Below are 21950 nucleotides of genomic sequence, written 5' to 3'. Positions count from 1 at the left end.
GAAGCTCGGCTTCCGCCTCGAACCAAGGAGTATCGGATGGGATCCCAGCTCAACCCGTGCCTCGCCTTCGCCGGAAACGCCAGGCAGGCGATGGAGTTCTACCGGGAAGTCCTCGGCGGCGAACTGGACCTGGGCACCTACGGCGATTTCGGCTCTCCGGAGGCTCCCGGCGGCGACGCGGACCAGATCATGCACTCCGTGCTCAGGACGCCGGACGGCTACACGGTGATGGCGTGGGACGTGCCGGAGCGGGTGTCCTTCCAGTCAGGCAACAATGTCGCGCTGTTCCTCGGGGGCGACGACGGCAAGCTCCGGGGCTGCTTCGAGAAGCTGTCCGCTGGCGGCACCGTGACGTTGCCGCTGGAGAAACAGTCGTGGGGCGACGAGGCCGGTTCGCTCGTGGACAAGTTCGGGATCACGTGGATGGTCGACATCGCCCAGCGGCAATCCTGAGCGCTCAGTCCGGAATCTCGCCCATCGAACGGCACAGCCTGCGCAGCAGATCGGCCAGTTCGCGCTGGTCCTCGCCGCTCAAGCCGCTCACCAGCTTCTCCTGCTCGGCCAGTTCCACGGCGACCGCCTCGTCGACGAGGGCCAGCCCGGCCGGGGTGAGCCGGATCAGCGCGGTGCGGCGGTTCGCCGGGTTTTGCTTGCGGTCGACCAGACCCGCGGCCACCAGCCGGTCCAGCCTGCTGGTCATGGTGCTGTTGCCGGCCAGCATCCAGCGCGCGATCTCGGACAGGGTCAGCTCGTACGGCGCCCCCGCGCGCCGCAGAGTGGCGAGGATGTCCAGGTCCGCGTGGAGAACGCCGTAGTCCTTCAGGGTTTCGTCGAGGCGGCGGGTCACCCGGCGCGCGATCCGCGTCAGGCGGGCCAGCACCGACAGCGGGGCGGGGTCGAGGTCTGGGCGTTGCGCGCGCCATTGGTCCAGGACGTCGTCGACGAAGTCACGCTCCATCTTCGTACTATACAATGACGGACATTACGACCTCGTACCTTTCGGCTCCGCAGCGAAGGAGAGGGAAGATGCCCGGAGTGATCGTCGTCGGCGGCGGGCCGGTCGGCATGCTGCTGGCCACCGAACTCGGCAGGCACGGTGTACCCGTGACAGTCGTCGAGAAACTCACTGCCACGCACGACGAACCACGTGCGGGGACTTTGCACGCGCGTACCGCACAGTCGTTGCTGCGCCGTGGCTATCTGCCCGTGCCGCCGCCGCGCGACCCGCGCACGATCGTCGAGACTCCGTTCCACTTCGGCGGCCGTCCGGTGCTGACGCTGGAATCGCCCGCGCTCGAAGGCGCGCCGATGGTCGGGCAAGCGCAATCCGACATCGAGCGCTTTTTCGAGGCGCAGGCCCGTTCGCTCGGCGTCACGATCCTGCGCGGCCGCCGGGTGACCGGGGTCCGGGACGACGGCGAGCAGGTCAGCGTCTCCACCGACCACGGCGAACTCACCGCCGACTACGTCGTGGGCTGCGACGGCGCCCGCAGCATTGTCCGCGAAGAGGCGGGGTTCACCGGGACGACCCACCCGGCCACGTTCGCCGGGCTTCTCGGCCTGGCCAGGCTGGGCGACCCCGCGCGGGTGCCCGGCGGCTGGACGCAGGGGCCGACCGGCTGGACGCTGATCAACGTCAACCCGGCCGGACAGAGCAGGATCCTCACCCACGAGTTCACCGAGCCGCTCCCGGAACGCGGCGCCCCGGCAGGTCTCGAGGATCTTCGGGCGGCCGCCTCGCGCATCCTCGGCCACGACGTGCCGATGTCCGACGCGACGTTCGTCGGCCGGTTCAGCGACTTCACGCGCCTGGCCGACTCCTACCGCCGCGGCAGGCTCTTCCTTGCCGGCGACGCGGCCCACGTGCACGCGCCGCTCGGCGGGCAGGGGCTCAATCTCGGCCTGCAGGACGCGTTCAACCTCGGCTGGAAGCTCGCGATGGTCGTCGCGGGCACGGCTCCGGACGCATTGCTGGACACCTACCACGCGGAACGGCATCCGGTCGCCGAAGCCGTCATCGAGAACACCCGTGCGCAAGCCGCGCTGATGCGGCCGGGGCCGGAGTTCGAACCGCTGCGCGCGCTGGTCGCCGACCTGCTGTCCACTTCGGACGGCAACCGGCTGCTCAGCGACCGGGTCAGCGCGCAGGGCGTGCGCTACGGCGACGGCCGCGGCAGGACGGGGGAGTTCCTGCCGAACTTCCCGCTCGGCGAGCGGACGGTCGCGGAAATGCTGCATCCGGGCCGCCCGGTGCTCCTGCTCGGTCCCGGTGCTGCCGGTGCCGAAGACGTGGCGGCGAAGTGGAAAGACGGCGTTGACGTTGTTGCGCACGACGAGGATCTCGGCGAACCGGCGATTCTGCTGCGCCCGGACGGATACGTCGCGTGGGCTGGACCGGACTCAGGGCTCGCCGCCGCCCTCGCCGGGTGGTTCGGCCCGCGCTAGGCAGGCCGGATCGACTGGCGGTGCCGGAACACATCCTCCGGGTCCCACTGCGTCTTCGCCCGCCGCAGTCGTGCGTAATTGTCCTTGAAGTACAAGTCGTGCCAAGGAACTCCGGACGTGTTCCAGTCCGGATCGGACAGATCGGCGTCCGGATAGTTGATATAACACCCGTCGGCGACCTCGCCCGGCACCGGCACCCCGCCGGTCTCCGCGTACATCGCGCGATAGAAGTCCCGCACCCAGCCGATATTCGCCGCATCCGCGTCCACTGTGGACCAGAAAGCCTGGTACAGCAGCTTGAACGTGCTGTCGCGCTGGGCCACCGCGGTCGCGGCCGGGTCGACTGCGGAAATCGCGCCGCCGTAGGAAAACGCGACCAGCATGGTTTCCGGGTTCGTCACGTCCGGCCGGGTCAGATACTCGTAGGCGGTCCGCAGCTGCGACTCCGGCAGAGTGCTCCGGACGTAAGCCGACTTGTGCTCGGCGCGCAAGGTCGGGTCGGCGAGCACCGGAGTGTTCGTGCCGAGGAGCCGCGTCGCCCGCAGCCAGGGGAGCCGCCGCGCAGCGGCGAGTCCGGGCATCGGGCCGAATTCGCCGGCCTGCGCGAACCCGGTCGCCGCCAGATCGCCGAGGACGCTCGAGAGGTACTCGTCGAGCAGCCGGTCCGAATCCGGTGCGCCGGCGTCGATCTGCGCCACCAGGCCGACCGTCCCGTTGCAGCGGTGGTTCAGCATCAGCAGGCTCGACAGCGCCGCGCCCGGCGAGTCCGGCGCGCGGTGCTCGTGGTGCCAGCGCGCGTAACCGCCGAGCAGCCGCGCGAACCGCCGTTCGTCGAGCTCGGCCCACGGCACCGACAAGGCCGCGACGAGCACTTCGGACGGCGGCCGGACGAGCGGCGCACGGAACAGGAACCGTGTCACCACGCCGAACGAGCCGCCGCCACCCCCAGTGTGCGCCCAGAAAAGATCGGCCTCCGGACCGGACGAATCGCGGGTGACCACGATCGTCCGGCCGTCGGCCAGAACGACCTCGACGCCGTGCAAGTGGTCGACGGTGAGGCCGTCCCGCCGCGACAGCAGGCCGTAGCCACCGCCGGTGATGTGGCCTCCCGCGCCGACCGAGTAGCAGATCCCGCCCGGGATCGTCACACCCCAGCCGCGGTACAGCCGTTCGTAGACGTCCTGCAGCCGCGCCCCGGCTCCGACGGAGTAGATGCCGTCCGCGTAGTCCACTTCGGACAGTTCGCTGAGATCGAGGATCTCGTCGACCCCCTCGTGGTGGACGAAATCCTCGAAGCAGTGCCCGCCGCTGCGGATCGAGAGCTGTCCGCTCGCGCCGGAGACCGCTGAGGCGACCTCGTCGGCGGTGCGCGGCAGGTGCACCGACGCCGGTTTCGCGGTGTAGCGCTGGTTGACTCCGGCGGTGAAATCCGGGTAGCGCGGGTCTTCCGGCCCGATCGCGCGTCCGGTCATGGCTCCTCCCGGAAGGGGAAGGCCGGGGCGGGCAGCCCGCCCCGGCCTCCGTTCAGAGGTCTCCGGCGAGCTTCCCGCCGAGGCCCCAGTGGTCCTTTTCGACGTCGGTGATGATGACCGTGACCGCGGCTTCGGGGCATTTCGCGAGCCTCGAAACGGTGCCCGTCACTTCCTCGACGAGCTCGCGGCGTTCGGCCTCACCGGCTCCCTTCCACCAGTTCACGTGCACGACCGGCATCGTCGTTCACCTCCTTTCCCGTCCGGCGGTCCAGGGCCACCGCGCCGAGCGCGACGACCAGCGACGTCACGGCCAGCCCGGCGCCGATCCAGCTCGGCGAAAGCAGCCCGGCTCCCGCGCTGAGGCCGACGCCGCCGAGCCACGGGCCGAGCGCGTTGCCGACGTTGAACGCCGAAATGTTGCTCGTGCTCGCCAGCGTCGGCGCGCCTTCGGTCTCGTTCATCACGCGGGTCTGCAGCGCCGGGTTGATCAGGAAGCTGCCGATCCCGAACAGGAACAGCGTCGCGATCATGGCCGGTTTACTATGCGCGGCAAGGGAAAACGCACCGAGCATCACCGCGAGCAGCAGCAGGCCCGCGCACAGCGTGCCCATCAGCGAACGGTCGGCGAGCTTGCCGCCGAGCACGCTGCCGAGGAACGTGCCGAAGCCGAACAGCGCCAGCAGCGGAGGCACCATTCCGGCGGAGAACCCGGTGAGGTCGGTCAGCAACGGCGCGATGTAGGTGTAGGCGGTGTAGAGCGCCGCCTGGCTGAGCGTGGTCGTGCCGAGCGCCAGCCACACCTTGGGATTGCGGAACGCGGCCAGTTCGTGGCGCAGGCCGAGGTGGCCCGCCCGCGGCTGGTGCGGCACCAGCGCGAGGACGCCGATCAGGTCGATCACGCCGAGGATCGCGACCGCGAGGAAGGTCGCGCGCCAGCCGAAGTGCTGGCCGACGAACGTGCCGAGCGGAACCCCGGCGATGGTGGCGATGGTCAGGCCGCCGAACATGATCGCGATGGCCCGGGCGCGCTTGCCCGGTTCGACCAGGTTCGACGCCACCACCGCGCCGATGCCGAAGAACGAGCCGTGCGCGACGGCGGTGACCACGCGGGCGGCCATCAGCACGCCGAACGACGGCGCGGCGGCGGCGAGCACCTCGCCCGCGATGAACACCACGAGCAGCGCGACGAGCGCCGTCTTGCGCGGCACCTTGGTGGTCGCGGCGGTGATCAGCGGAGCGCCGATGACGACGCCGACCGCGAACAGCGAGATGAGCAGCCCGGCCTGCGGCAGGGAGACGCCGAACGCGCCGGACAGTTCCGGCAGCAGGCCGGCGATCATGAACTCGGTCGTGCCCAGGCTGAACACCGTCAGCCCGAGCACGAACAGGGCGATGGGCATCGTGACTCCCGGAGGGTTCGGGCGATGATCAGGACTCGAGCGCCGACAGTCCGGCCTCGGCGATCTTGACGTCGTCGGTCCAATGCGCGCCGGAGACGCCGATCGCGCCGGCCAGTTCGCCGTCGACCACGATCGGGAGGCCGCCGCCCATGCCGACCAGGCGGTCGATCGCCGTGGGCGCGGCGGTCCGCAGCACCGGGTCGGCGTCGAGCACTTCGGACCACTTCTCCGTCGGCATCGCCGAGGACGCCGCGGTGTAGGCCTTGTCCTGCGCGACCTGGACGGCGTTGAGCTTCGCGCCGTCCTGGCGCAGGAACGCCTTCAGGTTTCCGCCTTCGTCCACCACCGCGACGGCGAACCGCTTGTCGGTCGCCTTCGCGGCCTCGTCGGCGGCGCGGACGATCTGCCAGGCCAATTCGTCGCTGACGGACGACCGGCGCTGCACGTGAGGCATGAGAACTCTCCTTGTCTGGCGAGTGCGGTTTTCTCTTCGGTGCCGCCGGCCACAGGAGGGTGCGCACCGGGACCGGTCGCACACGGACCGCATCCGGCGGTCGCTTCGACGGTACCAAATCTGGAACGATCGGCAAATAATAGTTGAGTCAAAAGCCTTACCTTCAGCGCTATACCCCTTGTGTAGCAAGCAAAACGAGAAATCTGAGGTTCTTATTGTTGACCTATCAGTCCAGATGAAGCGCTCTATTGTTGACCTGTCGTTCCAGCTTCCTTACCCTGGAGGCATGCCCCGAGTTCGCGAGTTCGACACCGACGAGGTGATCCAGAAGGCCATGGAGGTCTTCTGGCGCAAGGGCTACGAAGCCACCTCGATCCAGGACCTCGCCGAGGCGACCGGGCTCGGCCGCGGGTCGCTCTACGCCGCGTTCGACAGCAAGCACGGCCTCTACGAACGAGCGCTGCAGCGGTACGTCCGGCAGACCACCGACGCCACCCGGGAATCGCTGATGCAGCGGGTGCCGATCCGGCAGGTGATGCGAGACCTGCTGCTCGGCCGGATCGACGACGCGATGAAAGAGCCCGGCCGGCCGGGCTGCCTGCTCGTCATGGCGATCACCGAGCGGGTGCCGCACGACGACGCGGCCAACCGGATCGTGTGCGACGCGATCGCCGCGCTGCAGGATTCCTTCTACGGAACGCTGCACCTGGCCCGCAGCATGGGCGAACTGCCGCAGGGCACCGATATCCCGGCGTTGTCGAATTTCCTGGTGACGATGATTCAGGGGCTGCGCGTGATGAGTGCGGTCTGCCGCGACAAGACGTTGCTGGCACAGGTTGTCGACACCGCGCTGAACGCTATTCCGGAATAGTTCCATTTCCGCGCCCGGAGGCGATCATCTCAAGGATGGTCGCCTCTTTTTCGTGCCGGAAAGACGGTCGCCGGTTTCGTTGCCGATCATGTTCCGGCATGTCGGAAAGTGTTGGCTCCGGCCTCGGCGGCACGTCGTCTTCACGGGAAATTACGACTGTCTTGTGTGGTCCTGAGTTGCCAAGTTTCCTTATGCGGCAGGAGCTTTCGTGAATTCGCGCTGGTAAGGTCAATGTTCCGTCCCCTTAAACTGTGGCGACGCTCACAGGAAAAATCTGCCCCGTCTTTTTGATTGCCCTCCGGGCGCCAGCGGACGCTCCGGTTGCGGCATTTGGCGGAGCGGGAAATGTACTGGATCGATACAGTCAATGACCGCTGCGTAATTTGCGCCAATTCGACCGGCCCGTTGACGGCTTTGCGGCGCGCTGTGCCCGGCTAGTACGGTCGCCACCGGAAGTGAAACGCGGAATCGAATCGCGTTGATCAATTCAGCTTCCGTCACTGGGCAATTATCGGCAACCTGATGGGACATGGGATGCTTGTCGACCACATTCAGGGAACGATCGTCCGCGCCGCGGACTTCGTCTTCTCGCCGTTCGACTGGGGCCGCGTCGCCGAGCCAGTGGGCCCGGCCATGGGGGCGCAACGGGTGACTTTGCTCGTCGTGGAGGTCGCGCCGGGGAAGGCGTGGCGTCTCGGCTGGGCGCTGGAGGAAGAGAACGTCGCGGTCGTCTTCGCGGGCTCCGGCCACGGCGACGTCACCGGGCATCGCACGGAAATCGCCCGCGGTTCGGCCTTGCACTCGCCGACCGGGCGGACGCTCGAACTCGAAGCGGGCGACGACGGCCTGACCGCGTACGTGTGGCGAACCCGCTTGGCGGGCAACGAACCCACCGGCTCCGCGCCGCGGCTCGAGAGCGAACTGTGGAACACCGAAACGCAATTGCACGGGTTCAGCGGCACCGGCGAGATCGCCGCCGACGAGAAGACCGCCGTCATGAATTTCCTTTTCTGGCCCGGAACCGGCAGCGCGCGGCTGTGCCTGCACTGCGGGATCCAGGACCCTGGCCAGACTTTCAACGTCCACCAGCACCCGGAGAGCGAAGAAGCGTTCATCGCTTTCGAGGGCGACGGCCAGATGTACCTGATCGACCGCTGGCACGACGTCTCTCCCGGCGACGTGCTGTTCGCCGCCCCCGGCGTGCCGCACGGCACGCGCAATCCGGAATCGGCCGAGGGGCGGTTCGCCACGTGCGGCGGACCGACGCCGTTCGACCCTGTCCTCTACGCCCGTGCGGGCGTATCCGCGGAGGTGAAGCAGTAGTCATGTGCCGGATCTACGGACACTTGGGCGGGAATCTCGCGCACCACCATCTGCGCGCGGTTTCGGCGCTGCAGCGGCACGGCGGCCCGGATGCCCGGTTCAGCGCGGCGGGCGAAGGCTGGGCGCTGGGCAACAACCGGCTGGCCATTGTGGACCTCGACGGCGGCGAGCAGCCTTACCGGCTCGGCCGCGAGATCCAGGTCGTCTTCAACGGCGAGATCTACAACCACGACGTGCTGCGCCGCGACCTGCACGCGGCGGGCTACGTCTTCCACGACCACTGCGACGGCAACGTGCTCCCGGCGCTGTACCACAAGTACGGCCTGGACTTCGTCGACCACCTCGACGGGATGTACGCCATCGCGGTGCTGGACCTGCGGACCGAGCCGAAGCTCGTGCTCGTCACCGACGACGCGGGCATGAAACCGCTGTACCACCACGAAAGCCCGGAACGCCGGGAGCTGTATTTCTCGTCGGAGCTGCCGGCTCTGCTGAGCGTCCCCGGCGTCGGGTGGGAGCAGCGGGACGAGGGGCTCGACAGCTACCTCACCACCAAAACGCCCTTCGGGGAGCGGACGATGTTCGACCGCGTCCGGGTGCTGCCGCGGGCGGCCACCGCCGTCTACACGCGCTCGGGCGGGCTGAAGATCTCGCGGCGCGCGGAAAGCGCGTTCCCGGTCGAGGGAGGCGACCTCGACGAGGCGGGCGGCCGTGTGCGCGACACGCTGCGCGCCGAAACCCGCAGGCTCGCGCTGGCCGACGTCCCGATTTCGACGATCACCAGCGGGGGACTGGATTCCAGCCTGGTGACGGCGTTGCTGGCGGAGAAGGTCCCGCACGTGCACGCGTTCAACATCGCCTACACCGGCGACTGGCCGTTCGACGAAAAGGCCTACGCCCGCGAGGTCGCCGCCCGCTGCGGCGCGACGTATCACCAGATCGAAGCGGACCCGGCGACGTTCCCGGACCTGCTCGGCGAAGTCGTGTGGCACCTCGGCCAGCCCAACGCGGACCCGATCACGCTGAGCACCTACCTGCTGTTCCAGGGCGTGCACGACGCCGGGTTCAAGGTGACGCTCTCCGGCGACGCCGCGGACGAGATCTTCGGCGGCTACCGCCGGATCAGCGACGCGGTGGGCGGCGCCGAGGACTGGCCGAACGGATACGTCGAAGCGCTCGCTGCCGTGCCCGCCGCGCTGCGGGACCGGCTCTACACCGACGAATACCGGGACCTGGTGCGGCGCAACGGAACCGAGGCCGACCGGATCGCGCGGCGGCTGCGCGGGGCCGGGCCGGACCGGCTGTACGCGATCACCGAGTTCGAAGTGGACGAACGCTTGCCCGCCTATCATTTGCGCCGCGTCGATCACCTGAGCATGGCGCATTCGGTCGAGGTGCGGCTGCCGTTCTGCCAGCGCTCGGTGACGCGCCTGGCCCGGCGGCTGCCCGCCGAGCAGCGCGTGCGCGGCCGCGAGGTGAAGCGCGCGCTCTACGCGGCCGGCCGGGGCCTCGTCCCGGATTCGGTGCTGGAACGGCCGAAACAGCCGTTCACGCTGCCGATCACCTCGATGCTCGCGGCCGGACAGCCGTTGCACAGCTATGCCCGAGACATGCTTTCCGGACCGTCGCTCGCCGATCGCGGGCAGCTCGATCCGCAGGCCGTGGCCGGGTTGTTCGACGCGCAGGCCGCCCGGCCGAACGACGAATCGGCGCTGGCCATCTGGTCGCTGCTCATCCACCGGATCTGGAGCGAGCAGCTGGTGAGCGGCGGCGCCAGGGAAAGGAGCGCGGCCTGATGCTCGCCCACATCGCCCATGCCCACGGCAGCCCGAGTTCCACGCTGGTGCTGCCCGCCGAGCGGCTGCCGGCGTCCGAGGAGGCGCTCGCCGAAGCGCTGTCCGACGGCGTCGCCTGGCTCGCCGAGCACGGCCTCGCCGCGGTCACGAAGATCGCGCTCGTGTCGGTGTCCGAGCATCCGCTGTTCGACCTCGACTACCGGTTCGTGCAGGTCATTCCCGGCGATCCGGCGCGGTTCGACTTCCGCGGCAGCTGCGGCCATTCGGTGCTCTCGTCGGTGGTCGTGGCCAGCAGGCTCGGCTGGATCGGGAGGCTCGCGCCCGAACACCGCGTCCGGGTGCGCGTGCTCAACAACAACGACCACGTGGTGTGCGAGGTCGACGAATGCGTCCGCGACCGGACGACGTTCACCGCGCACTTCCTCAACCACCCCGCGGTGCCGCTCGGCGAACTGCTGCCGTTCGGCGAGACCACCACGGACCTGCCCTTCGACGACGGCGCGATCCGGGTCTCCGCGGTCTCGGTCGGGAACCCGTACCTGTTCCTGTCCGGCCACGACCTCGGCGTCGACACCCCGGAGGAGCTTTTCGCCGCGGGGCAGCCGCTGTTCCGCACGATGAGCGCGATCCGCCGCTCGGCCGCGCGGCAGTACGGCTATCCCGTCGACGGCGCGTTCCCGAAGGTGGCCGCGGTCCTGCCGGACGGCGAGAACGGGCTGGCGGCGCGCGCGGTCTCGGTGCCGTCGTGGCATCCGACGCTCGCGCTGACCGGCGCTGTGTGCCTCGGCGCGGCCCGCCGGATCCGCGGCACCATCCCGTTCCAGCTGGCCGGCGGCGAGACCCGGCGCACCGCGTCGCTGCGCATCCGCACCGCCGGCGGGTGCACCACTTCGGACGCCGCGGTGTCCGGCCACGACCAGGACAGCGAGCTGTCCTGGGTCAGCGTCCCGGAGAAGGCGGTGTCGTTCACCGGCGCGGTGACCATCGATTCGTTCGATCCCCATGCCCTGAAGGAGGATTCGTGTCTGCTGTCGACCTGACCACCCCCGTGCGCCTCGGCGTCGACGAGCTGGTCGACGTACTCGCGGAGCACGCCGCGGCGGCCGACGAAGCCGGTCGCCCGGCTCCCGAGGTGCTGGCCGCGCTACGGAACTCGCCGCTGCCCGGCCTCGTCGTCCCGCGCCGGTACGGCGGAGCCGGAGCGGACGCCCTGGAAGGGAACCGGATGATCGCGCGGATCGCGCGGCACGACCCGTCCACCGCGATCATCGCGTTCCAGCACCTGGCCGTATGTAGCCGGATCGCCGAATGGGGCAGCGACGCCCAGCGCGAAGAACTGCTGCCGAAACTCGCGTCCGGCGAGTGGCTGGCCGCGTCCGCGTGGAGCGAATCCGGCGCAGGCGCGGCGAAGAAAAACCTCTCGACCGTCGCCGACGAAATGCCCGACGGCAGCTGGACTGTCAGCGGCGGCAAGGCTTTCACCACCGGCGCCGGGATCACCGACGTCTACTTGGTGCTCGCGCAGAGCACGCCGGTGGGGGAGTCCGACGAAGCCGCATACGGATCCGGCGGGCAGAGTTTCTTCCTGGTGCCCGCGACCAACCCGGGCATCGAGCCGGACCTGAGCCTGGACCTGGTCGGCATGCGCGCGTCGGCGACCGGGTTCGTGGAGCTCAAGGACTGCCGCCTCGGCCCGGAAGCCCTGCTCGGGCCGCGTGATACCGCGAGCACGATCATCGCGGGCGTCCGGCAGTCCGGGGCCACCCTCGGCGCGGTGTCGGCCGGGATCGCCGAAGCCGCGTGGGACCTCGGATTCCAAGCGGCACAACGGAAATCGCTGCTCGACCTGCAGGCCGTCCGGCACCGTCTGGTGGACCTGCGCGGGCAGGTGGAGTCCGCCCGCGCATTGGTCGAACGGGCCGGCCGCCGCGACGGAGCCGACCCCGGCGAGGTCACGCTGCACAGCAAAATCCACGCCTCGCAGACGGCCGAGGAAGTCGTCGCCGCGATCGCCCGGCTGCTCGGCAGCGCCGGATACGTGGTGACGAACCCGATCAACCGGATGGCCCGCGACGCCCGCGCCGTCGCGCTGATGGGCCCGACCAACGACCTGAGCCGAGAGCTGGTGAGCCTGCCATGGGCCGCGTGAAGAACTACGACCTCGTCGTCCGGGGCGGCCGGGTGACCGGCCCCGGCGGCGTCCGCCTCGCCGACATCGCCGTCACCGGCGGGAAATCGCCGACGTGCTCCCCGCCGGGAGCACCGTGTCCGGCACCGAGGAAATCGACGCCGCCGGGCGGCACGTCCTGCCCGGCCTGATCGATTCCCACGTGCACTTCCGTACTCCGGGCCTGACCGAAAAGGAGGACTGGGCGCACGCGTCGCGCGCCGCGGTGGCGGGCGGCGTCACGACAGTGTTCGACATGCCCAACACGCGCCCGGCGACGTTCACTCCCGCCGACGCCCGTGCCAAGGACGCGGAAATCCGCGGCACCAGCCTGGTCGACTACCGCTTTCACGCGGGCGTCAACCCAGAGGCCGTGGAATCGCTGGAAACGTTCGAACCCGCCGAAGCACTAACCGCGAAGGCATTCCTCACCGGGCACCACACCGCACCGCACGTGCTGCGCGACCCCGGTCGGCTCGACGAACTGTTCGCCGTCGCGAAACGACAGGGCCTGCGGCTGCTCTTTCACGCCGAGGACGACGACGTCTTCGCGCTCCTCGACCAGTGGCAGGGCGCCCCGGCGACCTACCGCGACTACGAACGGTTCCGGCCGCGCTCGGGCGGGATCGTCGCCGTGGCCAAGCTGATCGAGTTGGCCCGGCGGCACGGCACCGCGGCGCACGTGCTGCACGTGTCCAGCCGGGAGGAAGCCGACCTGCTCACCGCGGCGGGCGCGGCCGGGCTGCCGGTCACCTGGGAGGCCACCGGGCACCACCTGTCCTTCACCGCGGCCGACACCGCCCGGTGCGGTTCGCGCATCCGGCTCAGCCCCGCCATCCGGGAACAGGCCGACCAGGACCGGTTGTGGGACGCGGTGTTCCGCGGCGAAGTGTCCACTGTGGGCAGTGACCACGCACCGCACGCGTTCGCGGACAAGACCGTCGCGGCTCCCGACGCCCCGCCTGGCCTGCCCGGAGTGCAGGAACTTTTCCCCGCCCTGTACACCGGCCTGTGCCGCCGCGCACCCGATGCCACGCCGGACGACCTGCTGCCGATCGTCACCCGCGTGCTGGCCGCAGAACCCGCCCGGCTGTTCGGGATCGCCGACCGCAAGGGCGCGATCGCTCCCGGCCTCGACGCCGACCTGGTCCTGTTCGACCCCGCCGAAAACTGGTCGTTCGGCCCCGGCGACGTCCAAGCGAAATGCGGCTGGACCGCGTATGCGGGCTGGATGTTCACCGGCCGCGTCGCACGCACAATCCGAAGGGGCCGCACGGTCTTCCGCCTGGAACACGGCTTCGGCACCCCCGACGGCGAATGGCTCAAGCCCTCGGCCGTCCCCGCCGCAACTGGTGATGCCCGATGACCGCCGCACTGCTCGACGAGTTCAAAGACGCGATGTCGGCACTGGCCGGCGGCGTCTGCGTGGTGACCGCCCTCGCCGACGACGGCACCCCACGCGGATACGCCGCGACCTCGGTGACCTCAGTATCGATGCGCCCGCCGCTGCTGCTCGTTTGCCAGGCGAAAACGTCAAGCTCCTACGATGTTTTCTCCCGCTGCTCACGATTCGGCGTCAACGTCCTGACGGCGGAGCAAACCGAACTGGCCGCCCTGTTCGCAACGCCCGGCGCCGACCGCTTCGGCAGCACCGGCTTCCAACCAGGCGAGCAGGGCACCCTCCTGCACCCAGACGCGTTGGCCGCCATCGAATGCCATCGCCGGGAAACCGTAGACGCCGGAGACCACGGCCTCCTGCTAGGCGAGGTCCGCGCAGCGACCACCCGGCCCGGCGACCCCCTCGTCTACCACGGCAGGCGCTACCAGCGCACCCGGCCAGTCTGACTCACCCCTTGGAGGACTCATGTTCGACATCCCCGACCGCGACGGCCCGGCCCCGCGCACCCGCGGCCCGATCCCGCACGGCCAGCTCAACCAGATCGCTCCGACGACGCTGCAGGAAGAACTGTGGCAACGGATGCGCTCGCTGGCAGGCGTCTACCTGGCGCCGACGCACGTGCCCTACCCGGAAGCAAGGGCGATCCACCTGGCCCCGGAGTTCGGCACCGGTCCGGACGACGCGTTCATCAAGCACAGCCGGGAATTCGCCCATCTGCACCCGCAGCAGGACGGCAGCCTGCATCTGACGCTCCCGCCGATCGCGAAGAAACTGGTGACCGAGGCGGGTTGGGGCGTGCCGCACCCGATCCAGAACACGCAGCTCGTGTACGGGCCTCGGGACCGTGAGGAGATCGAGATCGTGTGGCGGGTGGTGCTGGAGTCGTACAGCTATGCGCGGGGGCGGCACAGCGAATGAGCGCTCGGGGTTGATGGCGGACGAATCGACCAGCCGCGTGCGAGGGCTAAAATCATTCCCGTGACCGAGTGGACTCCAGCGGTGTACCGCGGAGACGGGGCATGGATCGGCATCATGCCCGGCGGCCTGATCGGCGCAGGCGTTGAACTGGAGGGCCGGGCGACCCTTGAAGCATCCGGGTTCGTGCCGATGTGGCCCTTCCTGGAGCGCGACTTGTCTGCCTGCCTCGGCGAGTTCTCCCGCGCGTGGGAATCTCTCGACGGGGGAGGCGTGCCCACTCCGGAGAGGCTGATCGAGCTTACCGTCGAGTCGGCCTGGAATTCCGGACGTCCCTACGGGATGCTGCTGGCCGTTCCCTGGGCCGTCGAGATGGCGCGACTGCCGAATTTCGACCGCGAATTCGTCTCGGAGCTGCTCGGCCGGATGGCAAGCTCGGAGATCGCGGACACGGATCGGCGGGATCGAGTCGAGCGCGCTCCTTCGCAATGAACAAACGGCGAGGGCACAGTGCCCTCGCCGTTCGTATCGAAACCTGAATCAGAGCCGAACAATCACCAGCCGCGCTCAGCGAGCCGGTGCGGCTCCGGCACGTCCTCGACGTTGATCCCCACCATCGCCTCCCCGAGCCCGCGCGACACCTTCGCCAGCACATCGGGGTCGTCGTGGAACGTCGTCGCCTTCACGATCGCCTCGGCACGCTGCGCCGGGTTCCCGGACTTGAAGATGCCCGAGCCCACGAACACGCCCTCCGCGCCCAGCTGCATCATCATCGCCGCGTCGGCCGGAGTCGCGATGCCGCCCGCGGTGAAGAGCACCACCGGCAGCTTGCCCGCCTCGGCCACTTCGCGGACCAGTTCGTACGGTGCCTGCAGTTCCTTGGCCGCGACGAACAGCTCGTCCTCCGGCAGGTTCTGGAGGCGGCGGATCTCGCCGCGAATCTTGCGCATGTGGGTGGTCGCGTTGGAGACGTCGCCGGTGCCGGCCTCGCCCTTCGAGCGGATCATCGCCGCGCCCTCGGTGATGCGGCGCAGGGCCTCGCCGAGGTTGGTCGCGCCGCACACGAACGGCACGGTGAACGCCCACTTGTCGATGTGGTTCGCGTAGTCGGCGGGGGTGAGCACCTCGGACTCGTCGATGTAGTCGACGCCGAGCGACTGCAGCACCTGCGCCTCGACGAAGTGGCCGATCCGCGCCTTCGCCATGACCGGGATCGACACCGCTTCGATGATGCCGTCGATCAGGTCCGGGTCGCTCATCCGGGCGACGCCGCCCTGCGCGCGGATGTCCGCGGGGACGCGCTCCAGCGCCATGACCGCGACCGCGCCCGCGTCCTCGGCGATCTTGGCCTGGTCGGCGGTCACGACGTCCATGATGACGCCGCCCTTGAGCATCTCCGCCATGCCGCGCTTCACCTTCGCGGTGCCGGTGACGGTCTGGGGTTCGGCGTTCTGCTGCTGCGACACCTTCGGGCCTTTCTCGGGGGAGCGGAAGCGTTCTTCCCCTCCAGCGTAAGTCGGCGGTGGACCGCTGAGGCAGGCCATTGCACGGGTATCTCGGAAGGCCACTTCCCTCGGCGGAAGATCCACTTGGGCTCGGTCACTTTTCCGCTGGGGAGCGTTGACCTGGGGCTTCCGGATCGGCCTACCATGGAAGACAGGTCCGGGCCGGGAACGGCAGAATGGACCGGTGCCGGTGGAGACCACCTTCGAGGTGGCCACTGGCGACAGATTTCAGCAGTCCACTTCGCCTCGGTTCAGGATCGGCCGGCGGAGCGCTCCCCAGGTGGGCGGCGGCCCCGGTGCTGCCCGCCTGACCTGCCCGGTTGCGCTCCGGACGGTCCCCCTAAGCTGATGCGAACGTCTCACGGGAGGTCGGGTGGCGACAGCTACGGGAGCACGGCCGGCGGTCGGCGTGCTCGCCCTGCAAGGCGCCGTGCGCGAGCACGTCGCGATGCTGGAAAGCGCGGGTGCCCGTGCGGTTCCGGTGCGCCGCCCCGCCGAGCTGTCCGGAATAGCCGGCCTGGTGCTGCCCGGCGGGGAGTCCACCACGATGTCGCGGCTGCTCGAGACCTTCGAGCTGCTCGAACCGCTGCGCGAGGCGATCGCGGGCGGCCTGCCCGCCTTCGGCTCGTGCGCCGGGATGATCCTGCTGGCCCGCCAGGTGCTCGACGGGCGCCCGGACCAGCAGCAGCTCGGCGGCCTCGACGTGGTCGTGCGGCGCAACGCGTTCGGCAGGCAGGTCGACTCCTTCGAAGCCGACCTCCCGTTCGCCGGCGTGCCCGGCGGGCCGCTGCACGCGGTGTTCATCCGGGCCCCGTGGGTCGAGAAGGCGGGAGACGGCGTCGAGGTGCTGGCCACCGTGCCCGACCCGGAGGACCCGCCGGACGGGCCGAGGGCGGATAGGATCGTCGCCGTCCGGCAGGGGGCGGTGGTGGCCACGGCGTTCCACCCGGAGATCACCCGGGACGAGCGCGTGCACCGGCTGTTCGTCGAGCTCGTGCGGAAAGCCTGAGCAAAGGATTGCGGCGGCCGCGCCGGGAGGCACGCGGCCGCGGGAACAGATGGAGGAAAGATGAGCGGCCACTCCAAGTGGGCCACGACGAAGCACAAGAAGGCGAACCTCGACGCCAAGCGGGGCAAGCTCTTCGCGCGGCTGATCAAGAACATCGAGGTCGCCGCCCGCACCGGGACCGGGGGAGGGGACCCGGACGGCAACCCCACGCTGTACGACGCGATCCAGAAGGCGAAGAAGAACTCCGTCCCGCAGGACAACATCGAGCGCGCGCGCAAGCGCGGCGCCGGCGAGGAAGCGGGCGGCGCCGACTGGCAGAACATCACGTACGAGGGCTACGGCCCGAACGGCGTGGCGGTGCTGATCGAGTGCCTCACCGACAACAAGAACCGCGCCGCGATGGAGGTCCGGACCGCGCTCACGCGCAACAACGGCTCGCTCGCCGACCCGGGCTCGGTCGCCTACATGTTCAACCGCAAGGGCGTCGTGATCATGCCCAAGGCGGACGCGACCGAGGACGACGTCCTGATGGCGGTCCTCGACGCGGGCGCCGAGGAGGTCAACGACCTCGACGAGAGCTTCGAGATCGTCTCCGAGGGCGGCGACCTGGTGCCGGTGCGCAAGGCGCTGCAGGAGGCCGGGTTCGAGTACGAATCGGCCGAGCTGACCTTCCTGCCGTCGGTGAGCGTGCCGCTCGACGTCGACGGCGCGAAGAAGGTCTTCAAGCTGATCGACGCGCTCGAGGACTGCGACGACGTGCAGAATGTGTACGCGAACTTCGACGTGTCCGATGAGGTCATGGCCGCGGTGGACTGATCTCGGCAGTGGGACTGGCAACGTGTACGCGCGGTGCCGGATTCCACGTGTCCGATGAGGTCATGGCCGCGGTGGACTGATCCAATCGCCCGCGACACGGCCGCGCCCCCGGCACTCCGGGGGCGCGGCCGTTTTCGCGTGAATTTCCCTTGGCGCGCAAGGGAAAGCGCGAAAATCCTTGGGACGGCGGGAAAATGACCGGCGCGGGGACTGGGCTCGGGCGCGCGGGTGGGGCAGAATGTCGGCCGTGACGACCTCCGCGCTCACCGAGCAAGAGCAGAGCCTCATCGCCTGGATCGAAACCCAGGCGAGGGAACGAGGGAACGCGGTCATCGCCGTGCCCGCCGACGACCAGGGCGCGGGCTACTGCTTCACCGCGTGCGCGTGGGCGCTGCACAACGTGCCCGAGGCGGTCGTGATCGGCCTGCCCGACCACATGGCCCCGGTGCTGCTCGACGCGTACGTCGACCGGTCCGCCAACGGCGAGATCTTCGAGGTCGGCAAACGCTACGACGATTTCTTCGACGGCGCGCCGGTGATCTTCGAACGCGTCGCGAAAGGCCACTACCCGGAGTACTTCGGGTCCGCGTTCCTCGTCTACCCGGACGGCGACTTCCCGGCGCTGCAGATGATCGTCGCGACGCCGGAGGGGTACTTCCCGTGGCACGCCGACGCGCCCGAGGGCTTCGCCGAATGGCAGCCGGTCCTCACCGAGAGCGGGGACCCGGAAAGCTGGACTCCCGGCGTCGACGGTCCCTGACCTGCTTGATCAACCCAGCGCGGCCAGGTCGCCGGCGGCGTCCGGGAACTGGGCGGCCAGCGTCGCCGGATCCGCGAATTCCACGCAGTCGTCGGTATAAGGCGGCATCACCACGGTGCCGAGCAGGCTCCACTCGCCCAGCGGCACTGTCGCTTGCCACGTCCCGGCAGGCACGACCACCTGCGGACGTTCCCCGGCGGCCACGTCGCTGCCCAGCACTGGACGCGTCACCTCGCCGCCGGGATGCAGCAGGAGCATCCGCGCAGGTGAGCCCGCGTGGTGCACGAACACCTCGACGCGGTCGAGGCGGTGCGGCGCGGAGATCTCGGGCGCGGTGAGCAGGTAATAGATCGCCGACCCCTCGTCCGCGCGCCAGCTCTGCGCGAACCGGCCGCCCTCCACCGGCAGCGGCTCCAGGCCCAGGTGCGCGACGTAGTCCTCCGGTCCCGGCATGCCTCCATCGTGCTCGCGCACAAGGGTCGCCCGCCAGGTGTGACCATGCGTTGCGCGTGTCCATGCGCGGGCCTGCGCACCGCGACCGCTAGCCTGCACGTCGAACGGATGTTCGCGCGGGCGAAGGAGAAACGGTGCGGGTGCTCGGGGTCGACCCCGGTCTGACCAGGTGCGGCCTCGGCGTGGTCGACGGCGGCAAGGGCCGGTCGGTGCGCCCGGTCGCGGTCGGGGTCGTGCGCACGCCCGCCGACCAGGATCTCGCGCAGCGGCTGCTCGGTGTCGCCGACGAGGTGGAGCGCTGGCTCGACAAGTACCGGCCCGAAGCGGTCGCCGTCGAGCGGGTGTTCGCGCAGCACAACGTCCGTACCGCGATGGGCACCGCGCAGGCGGGCGGGGTCGTGGCGCTGTCGGCCGCCCGGCGCGGGCTGCCGGTCGTTTTTCACACGCCCAGCGAGGTCAAGGCCGCCGTCACCGGGTCCGGCCGCGCGGACAAAGCGCAGGTCACCACCATGGTGATGCGGCTGCTCGGGCTCGAGGTCAAACCGCATCCGGCGGACGCGGCCGACGCGCTCGCGCTCGCCATCTGCCACCTCTGGCGCGAGCCGATGCGGGTCCGGCTCGCCGAGGCCGAGGCTCGCGCGGCCGAACTGGTCCGCGCGCACAAAGCCCGGCTGGCGGCCGCGGCAAAGGCTGCTGGAACCACCACGAAGCAGAACGAAACAGGAGCACGACGATGATCTCCTCGGTACGCGGCGAAGTGCTGTCCGTCGGGCTCGACCACGTGGTGGTCGAGGTCGGTGGTGTCGGCCTCGCGGTGCAGGCCACCCCGGCGACGCTGGCTACGCTGCGCCGCGGCGAGCAGACGCGGCTGCACACCGCGCTGGTCGTGCGCGAGGACTCGCTGACCCTCTTCGGGTTCGCCGAGGAGGACGCGCGCGAGCTGTTCGGCCTGCTCCAGACGGTGTCCGGGATCGGGCCGCGGCTCGCGCTGGCGACGCTGGCCGTGCTGGAGCCGGACAAACTGCGCGCGGCGCTCGTCGAAGGCAACATCACCGTCCTCACTCAGGTCCCCGGCATCGGCCGCAAGGGGGCCGAGCGGCTCAGCCTCGAACTGCGGGACAAGGTCACCGCGCTCGGCGGCGCCGCCGACGCCCCGGTCGTCACCGCGCCCGGCGCGCTGCGCGGCGAGGTGGTGGAAGCGCTGGCCGGGCTGGGTTTCCCGGCCAAACAAGCCGAGCAGGCGGTGGACCGGGTGCTGTCCGAGGGCGACGGGCACACCACGTCCTCGGTGCTGCGCGCGGCGCTGGCCGCGCTGGGCCGCAAGCGGTAGCCGCCGATGAACCACGAAGTGACCGAGTTCGACACCGGCGGTTACGAGGCGGACGACGAAACGCTGTCCGCGCTCGCCCAGACCGGCGAACGCGACCTGGAGACCTCGCTCCGGCCGCGCAAACTGGACGAGTTCGTCGGCCAGGAACGCGTCCGCGAGCAGCTGGAACTGGTGCTGGAGAGCGCGCGGCGGCGCGACGTGCCGCCGGACCACGTGCTGCTGTCCGGCCCGCCCGGCCTCGGCAAGACGAGCATGGCGATGATCGTCGCCGCCGAACTGGGCGCGGCCATCCGGATCACCTCCGGGCCCGCCCTGGAACGCGCGGGCGACCTGGCCGCGATGCTGTCCAACCTCGCGCCCGGCGACGTCCTGTTCATCGACGAGATCCACCGCATCGCCCGGCCCGCCGAGGAAATGCTGTACCTCGCGATGGAGGACTTCCGGGTCGACGTCGTCGTCGGCAAGGGGCCCGGCGCCACCAGCATCCCGCTGGAGATCGCACCGTTCACGCTGGTCGGGGCCACCACCCGGTCCGGTTCGCTGACCGGCCCGCTGCGCGACCGGTTCGGCTTCACCGGCCAGATGGAGTTCTACTCCGCGGCCGAATTGGAGCTGGTGGTCCGCCGCGCCGCGAAGATTCTCGGCATCGAGATCGACAGCGACGGCTGCGCCGAGATCGCCGGCCGTTCGCGCGGCACGCCCCGGATCGCCAACCGGCTGCTGCGCCGGGTCCGCGACTACGCCGAGGTGCGCGCCGACGGCAAGGTGACCCTGGAGGTCGCGCAGGCCGCGCTGAAGGTCTACGACGTCGACGAGCTGGGCCTGGACCGGCTGGACCGGGCCGTGCTCGGCGCCTTGACCCGCTCGTTCGGCGGGGGACCGGTGGGCATTTCGACGCTCGCGGTCGCCGTCGGCGAGGAGGCCACAACGGTCGAGGAGGTGTGCGAGCCCTACCTGGTCCGGGCCGGTATGCTCGCCCGCACTCCGCGCGGCCGGGTCGCGACCGCGGCCGCGTGGCTGCACCTCGGACTGGTCCCGCCCCCGGAGGCGGGACGGCCCGACGCGGGCGGTCCGACGCTGTTCGACCAGGCCTGACAAGGGCGGACAGCGGCCCGGGTGGTGGCGTTTCCGCCGGTACCTGGCACACTCGAACACAGCACATCCGTCGAAACCGGACGCGGGCAGCCGAGAAAGGCGTCCGTCGAGGAGAGTCATGAACCAGTTACTGCTGCCGTTGCTGCTGCTGCTCGTGGTGGCCGTGCCGCTCGTCATGGGCACCCGCAAGCAGAAGAAGCAGCAGGCGGCTCAGCAGGAGATGCAGAACAGCATTTCCGCTGGCGACCGCGTGATGACCACGTCGGGCATGTACGGCACGGTCGCCGACACCAGCAGCGACACCACGATCGACATCGAGATCGCGCCGGGCGTCGTCACCACCTGGCTGCGGCTCGCGGTGCGCGAGAAGGTCGAGCCGGTCGTCGAGGGCGACGAGACCGCCGAGACGGCCGACGAGGCCGCGGGCATCGCCTCGGCCCCGGAGACCGCGGCGTCCTCGTCGGAGGCCCCGGCCCAGGAGTCGATCTCCGCCGAGGAGAGCCAGGCCTCCGGTGCGCAGGTGGCGCCCCCGCTGGAGCACGGGAAGAAGTAGCCTCCGGGCTTCACCGGGCAGTGATCCGCCCACAGCCTACGAAAGTCGGTACGGGCGAACGCCGGGCTCACGCAGCACCGAGTACTGTCTCGGTGCTGCGTGCGTGTCCGCCGTCATAGTTCACGCCCAGCCGCGTCCGGAGGACCCCCTTCCGGCTCGCGCACCCGAACCACTTGGGGTCCATCCA

The 21950-nt window shown here is 70.0% G+C and carries 26 protein-coding genes; 19 read left to right on the top strand and 7 right to left on the bottom strand.

Going from position 1 to position 21950, the window contains the following annotated elements; translation table 11 throughout:
• Positions 1-36: 36 nt before the first annotated feature.
• Positions 37-453, top strand: coding sequence for a VOC family protein (locus ABD156_RS22725; RefSeq protein ID WP_344276998.1), 417 nt, complete (start codon positions 37-39; stop codon positions 451-453).
• Between the two features lie 4 nt (positions 454-457).
• Here the strand turns inward: ABD156_RS22725 and ABD156_RS22720 are convergent, their stop codons facing one another.
• Positions 458-958, bottom strand: a complete 501-nt coding sequence (locus ABD156_RS22720; RefSeq protein ID WP_344276996.1) for a MarR family winged helix-turn-helix transcriptional regulator — start codon at positions 956-958, stop codon at positions 458-460.
• 68 nt (positions 959-1026) lie between these two features.
• Here ABD156_RS22720 and ABD156_RS22715 point away from each other — a divergent pair, with 68 nt between their 5' ends.
• Positions 1027-2445, top strand: coding sequence for an FAD-dependent monooxygenase (locus ABD156_RS22715; protein WP_344276993.1), 1419 nt, complete (start codon positions 1027-1029; stop codon positions 2443-2445).
• Here the strand turns inward: ABD156_RS22715 and ABD156_RS22710 are convergent.
• From ABD156_RS22710 to ABD156_RS22695, 4 genes are read right to left on the bottom strand one after another with little or no spacing between them, the layout of a single operon-like run.
• Positions 2442-3917, bottom strand: coding sequence for an FAD-binding oxidoreductase (locus tag ABD156_RS22710; RefSeq protein WP_344276990.1), 1476 nt, complete (start codon positions 3915-3917; stop codon positions 2442-2444). The two genes, ABD156_RS22715 and ABD156_RS22710, sit on opposite strands and share 4 nt — an antisense overlap.
• A 52-nt stretch (positions 3918-3969) precedes the next feature.
• Positions 3970-4155: a tautomerase family protein gene (locus ABD156_RS22705; RefSeq protein WP_344276987.1), complete on the bottom strand. Its 186-nt coding sequence runs from the start codon at positions 4153-4155 to the stop codon at positions 3970-3972.
• Entirely contained in the window at positions 4115-5317 is a 1203-nt protein-coding gene (locus tag ABD156_RS22700; protein WP_344276985.1) for a Cmx/CmrA family chloramphenicol efflux MFS transporter, read from the bottom strand. The genes ABD156_RS22705 and ABD156_RS22700 overlap by 41 nt, the downstream gene beginning before the upstream one ends.
• 28 nt (positions 5318-5345) lie before the next feature.
• Positions 5346-5771 (bottom strand): GlcG/HbpS family heme-binding protein, encoded by a 426-nt coding sequence (locus tag ABD156_RS22695; protein WP_344276982.1) that lies wholly within the window; start codon positions 5769-5771, stop codon positions 5346-5348.
• Positions 5772-6057: 286 nt separating this feature from the next.
• Here ABD156_RS22695 and ABD156_RS22690 point away from each other — a divergent pair, with 286 nt between their 5' ends.
• From ABD156_RS22690 to ABD156_RS22645, 10 genes are all read left to right on the top strand, one after another.
• The gene (locus ABD156_RS22690; RefSeq protein WP_344276979.1) at positions 6058-6642 is read left to right on the top strand and encodes a TetR/AcrR family transcriptional regulator; all 585 of its coding nucleotides are present in this window, start codon (positions 6058-6060) and stop codon (positions 6640-6642) included.
• 522 nt (positions 6643-7164) lie between these two features.
• The gene (locus tag ABD156_RS22685) at positions 7165-7965 is read left to right on the top strand and encodes a cupin domain-containing protein (protein ID WP_344276976.1); all 801 of its coding nucleotides are present in this window, start codon (positions 7165-7167) and stop codon (positions 7963-7965) included.
• A gap of 2 nt (positions 7966-7967) precedes the next feature.
• Positions 7968-9761 carry an asparagine synthase (glutamine-hydrolyzing) gene (gene asnB / locus ABD156_RS22680; RefSeq protein WP_344276973.1) on the top strand — a complete coding sequence of 598 codons (1794 nt, stop codon included), beginning with the start codon at positions 7968-7970 and terminating at the stop codon, positions 9759-9761.
• Positions 9761-10801: a PrpF domain-containing protein gene (locus ABD156_RS22675; RefSeq protein WP_344276971.1), complete on the top strand. Its 1041-nt coding sequence runs from the start codon at positions 9761-9763 to the stop codon at positions 10799-10801. Before asnB ends, ABD156_RS22675 begins: the two co-directional genes overlap by 1 nt.
• On the top strand, positions 10783-11910 hold the full coding sequence (locus tag ABD156_RS22670; RefSeq protein WP_344276968.1) for an acyl-CoA dehydrogenase family protein: 1128 nt from the start codon (positions 10783-10785) through the stop codon (positions 11908-11910). Before ABD156_RS22675 ends, ABD156_RS22670 begins: the two co-directional genes overlap by 19 nt.
• Positions 11907-12080 carry a hypothetical protein gene (locus tag ABD156_RS22665; RefSeq protein ID WP_344276965.1) on the top strand — a complete coding sequence of 58 codons (174 nt, stop codon included), beginning with the start codon at positions 11907-11909 and terminating at the stop codon, positions 12078-12080. Before ABD156_RS22670 ends, ABD156_RS22665 begins: the two co-directional genes overlap by 4 nt.
• Complete coding sequence (locus ABD156_RS22660) at positions 12026-13294, top strand: dihydroorotase (protein WP_377927530.1); 1269 nt, start codon at positions 12026-12028, stop codon at positions 13292-13294. The genes ABD156_RS22665 and ABD156_RS22660 overlap by 55 nt, the downstream gene beginning before the upstream one ends.
• Positions 13291-13773 (top strand): flavin reductase family protein, encoded by a 483-nt coding sequence (locus ABD156_RS22655; protein WP_344276962.1) that lies wholly within the window; start codon positions 13291-13293, stop codon positions 13771-13773. The genes ABD156_RS22660 and ABD156_RS22655 overlap by 4 nt, the downstream gene beginning before the upstream one ends.
• 19 nt (positions 13774-13792) lie before the next feature.
• On the top strand, positions 13793-14245 hold the full coding sequence (locus tag ABD156_RS22650; RefSeq protein ID WP_344276959.1) for a luciferase domain-containing protein: 453 nt from the start codon (positions 13793-13795) through the stop codon (positions 14243-14245).
• A 60-nt stretch (positions 14246-14305) separates the two neighbouring features.
• Positions 14306-14734 carry a hypothetical protein gene (locus ABD156_RS22645; protein WP_344276956.1) on the top strand — a complete coding sequence of 143 codons (429 nt, stop codon included), beginning with the start codon at positions 14306-14308 and terminating at the stop codon, positions 14732-14734.
• A gap of 62 nt (positions 14735-14796) precedes the next feature.
• On the opposite strand, the gene pdxS is transcribed toward ABD156_RS22645, so the two are convergent.
• Complete coding sequence (pdxS, locus tag ABD156_RS22640; protein WP_344276953.1) at positions 14797-15708, bottom strand: pyridoxal 5'-phosphate synthase lyase subunit PdxS; 912 nt, start codon at positions 15706-15708, stop codon at positions 14797-14799.
• 412 nt (positions 15709-16120) lie between these two features.
• On the opposite strand from pdxS, the gene pdxT reads away from it, so the two are divergent.
• The 3 genes from pdxT (at position 16121) to ABD156_RS22625 (ending at position 18332) form a co-directional block, all read left to right on the top strand.
• Positions 16121-16756 carry a pyridoxal 5'-phosphate synthase glutaminase subunit PdxT gene (gene pdxT / locus ABD156_RS22635; protein ID WP_344276950.1) on the top strand — a complete coding sequence of 212 codons (636 nt, stop codon included), beginning with the start codon at positions 16121-16123 and terminating at the stop codon, positions 16754-16756.
• A gap of 60 nt (positions 16757-16816) precedes the next feature.
• Complete coding sequence (locus ABD156_RS22630) at positions 16817-17572, top strand: YebC/PmpR family DNA-binding transcriptional regulator (protein ID WP_116204315.1); 756 nt, start codon at positions 16817-16819, stop codon at positions 17570-17572.
• A 238-nt stretch (positions 17573-17810) separates the two neighbouring features.
• Positions 17811-18332, top strand: a complete 522-nt coding sequence (locus tag ABD156_RS22625; protein WP_344276943.1) for a DUF4262 domain-containing protein — start codon at positions 17811-17813, stop codon at positions 18330-18332.
• A 9-nt stretch (positions 18333-18341) separates the two neighbouring features.
• Here ABD156_RS22625 and ABD156_RS22620 read toward each other — a convergent pair whose 3' ends face one another.
• Positions 18342-18785 (bottom strand): cupin domain-containing protein, encoded by a 444-nt coding sequence (locus ABD156_RS22620; protein WP_344276940.1) that lies wholly within the window; start codon positions 18783-18785, stop codon positions 18342-18344.
• A 134-nt stretch (positions 18786-18919) separates the two neighbouring features.
• On the opposite strand from ABD156_RS22620, the gene ruvC reads away from it, so the two are divergent.
• The 4 genes from ruvC to yajC all read left to right on the top strand — a co-directional run bounded on the left by ruvC (position 18920) and on the right by yajC (position 21763).
• Positions 18920-19522: a crossover junction endodeoxyribonuclease RuvC gene (gene ruvC, locus ABD156_RS22615; protein ID WP_037811289.1), complete on the top strand. Its 603-nt coding sequence runs from the start codon at positions 18920-18922 to the stop codon at positions 19520-19522.
• Complete coding sequence (ruvA, locus tag ABD156_RS22610; protein ID WP_344276934.1) at positions 19519-20115, top strand: Holliday junction branch migration protein RuvA; 597 nt, start codon at positions 19519-19521, stop codon at positions 20113-20115. The genes ruvC and ruvA overlap by 4 nt, the downstream gene beginning before the upstream one ends.
• A 6-nt stretch (positions 20116-20121) precedes the next feature.
• Positions 20122-21210 (top strand): Holliday junction branch migration DNA helicase RuvB, encoded by a 1089-nt coding sequence (ruvB, locus tag ABD156_RS22605; RefSeq protein ID WP_344276931.1) that lies wholly within the window; start codon positions 20122-20124, stop codon positions 21208-21210.
• Between the two features lie 118 nt (positions 21211-21328).
• On the top strand, positions 21329-21763 hold the full coding sequence (yajC, locus tag ABD156_RS22600; protein WP_344276928.1) for a preprotein translocase subunit YajC: 435 nt from the start codon (positions 21329-21331) through the stop codon (positions 21761-21763).
• Positions 21764-21950 lie beyond the last annotated feature (187 nt).

Origin of the sequence: Amycolatopsis albidoflavus, assembly GCF_039525725.1 — a bacterium.
Lineage (GTDB): Bacteria > Actinomycetota > Actinomycetes > Mycobacteriales > Pseudonocardiaceae > Amycolatopsis > Amycolatopsis albidoflava.
This window is presented reverse-complemented; position numbering and strand designations above follow the sequence as displayed.